A 1,869-nucleotide genomic window follows, 5' to 3' on the forward strand; every position below is an offset into this window, starting at 1 on the left:
TTTTTACGATGACTTTTGCTTTTGGCCAAAAGGTGTCAGTTGAAGACCTTAGTAATAGAAATGCTAATTCGCATTTGATATCCAATATAACAGGTACGGATGCCAAACAATATGATTTAATAGTTGGTCATTATAAAGCGAACCAAAATCAATATTATGTGAGTCTTTACAACAGTGAAGAGGAGAAAGAAATGGGGAACTTTATTGTTGTGGCTAAGGGTAACCGAATAGTTAATGGAGAGGAGTATTATGTATATAAGCACATATACAGGCCTATAGAAATTTTATCAAAGAATGATTTGGGTGTGGTTGCTGCTAATGGAAATTTTGAAGCACTAACAGTTAACTATCCTTCTTCAACGCGAAATATTAATTTATTTAATCCTGGTAATACTGCCCTTGCAGGAGCTGAATAAAAGGGTAATTTAAAATAGCATATTAATTTAAGGCAGTGTTGATAAATCCCAAAGGTTAGGGGTTACAACACTGCTTTTTTATGTTTGTATTTTAGAGTATAATTTTTTACGCTGAAGTGAAGGAATTTTTTATAAAGGGTTCTCCTTTTAAGGAAAGAAGTAGAGGTCTTTTGCAGGGTTTTCCCTTTAATAATAAAATGAATCATTGAGTCTATTTGAGAATTGTCTAAGTTTTCTTTTTAGATTGAAAGCAAGTTTATTGTGAAAGATGCAATTTTGGACACAAAGGGAGATTTTGCACCCACTATTATCCGTATAGTTTTGGGAGTTGTCCTTTTTCCCCATGGCGCCCAGAAGCTTCTAGGGTGGTTTGGAGGTGCAGGATTTGCAGACACAATGGATTTGTTTATTGGTCCTTTTGATCTTCCTTGGATAATAGGTCTGGCAGTTATTTTATTGGAGTTTTTTGGATCATTACTTTTAATCATTGGATTAGGAAGTCGCCTTGTGGCTCTGGCCTTTATCGTGCAGTTTACTTCCATTATTTTTTTGGTTCACCTAGATTACGGGTTCTTCATGAACTGGTCTGGTAGGCAATTGGGTGAAGGATTTGAGTATCATTTACTGGTTATTGGGATGTCCCTTTCCTTGCTTATTAGCGGTGCAGGTAAATTTTCAATTGATAGTTTGATAAAGAAATAGCCTAGACGAATTTATGAAATGGTGTAATTCTAGCTATTAAGAGTTTTGTAACTCAAGGAGTTGATGGAATACTAGAATGTATCGATAGGTAGGGGATGACATGTCCATTATAGATTCTTCGCTCACCATTAGTTTGTAGGGTTATTCTCTAAGGAGGGAAGTGAAGAGTTTTGTATTTCCACAATTAAAAAATCATTTACAATTAGTGGGTACATAACTTTTGGTATCATCATCCCCCAATCTTGCGGCAGACTTCCAATCCCTGCATGCTTTTTGAAATTAATCTTTTTGATTTAATAATAGACCTCGTTTAAAATAAACATCTCCAAAATCTAATTTCCTAATGATGACTTTATTACTGTCCTTTTGTCTGATTTTTCATTAACAGCCAGTTTTAGGCTCTTTCTTGAAAATAAGAAGCTTGGATAAAGTTTGGATCTTGTTTATTGATAGTATTACGGTTGTCAATAGCTCCGTTTATTTCATAATAATTTAACCTTGACCTGTTAAAAAATCCCTGGATATAATTGAGGTCTAAAAGAGTTGCTCTGTTAAAATCATTTGGAGCCAATTTAACCCTCTCCACCTTAAATAAGTTTTACCTCGATTGAAATAAGGATTGGCATAATCAGGTTTTACCATAATGGTTTTGTTATAGCCATCTAATGCTTCTTCAAAGCTCAACTTTTCAGTTTTTAGGGGACCTCTGATTTTATTGACTTAGGTACAATTGGCTTTATTTTCAATGGCT

General features: G+C 34.3%; 3 protein-coding genes. 2 read left to right on the top strand and 1 reads right to left on the bottom strand.

The features are described 5' to 3' along the window. Together E1171_RS23485 and E1171_RS02030 are read left to right on the top strand one after the other, a co-directional pair. Nucleotides 1-416: hypothetical protein (locus tag E1171_RS23485; protein WP_187696188.1), on the top strand; the 416-nt coding region annotated here is incomplete at its 5' end. Between the two features lie 261 nt (nt 417-677). Then, a complete protein-coding gene (locus E1171_RS02030) occupies nt 678-1,118 on the top strand; it encodes a DoxX family membrane protein (RefSeq protein ID WP_187696189.1) in 441 nt (146 codons plus the stop codon). A gap of 394 nt (nt 1,119-1,512) precedes the next feature. Here E1171_RS02030 and E1171_RS23490 read toward each other — a convergent pair whose 3' ends face one another. Further along, nucleotides 1,513-1,704, bottom strand: coding sequence for a hypothetical protein (locus tag E1171_RS23490; protein ID WP_187696190.1), 192 nt, complete (start codon nt 1,702-1,704; stop codon nt 1,513-1,515). Nucleotides 1,705-1,869: the final 165 nt, after the last annotated feature.

The sequence above is a fragment of the Xanthovirga aplysinae genome, from assembly GCF_009711365.1.
Lineage (GTDB): Bacteria > Bacteroidota > Bacteroidia > Cytophagales > Cyclobacteriaceae > Xanthovirga > Xanthovirga aplysinae.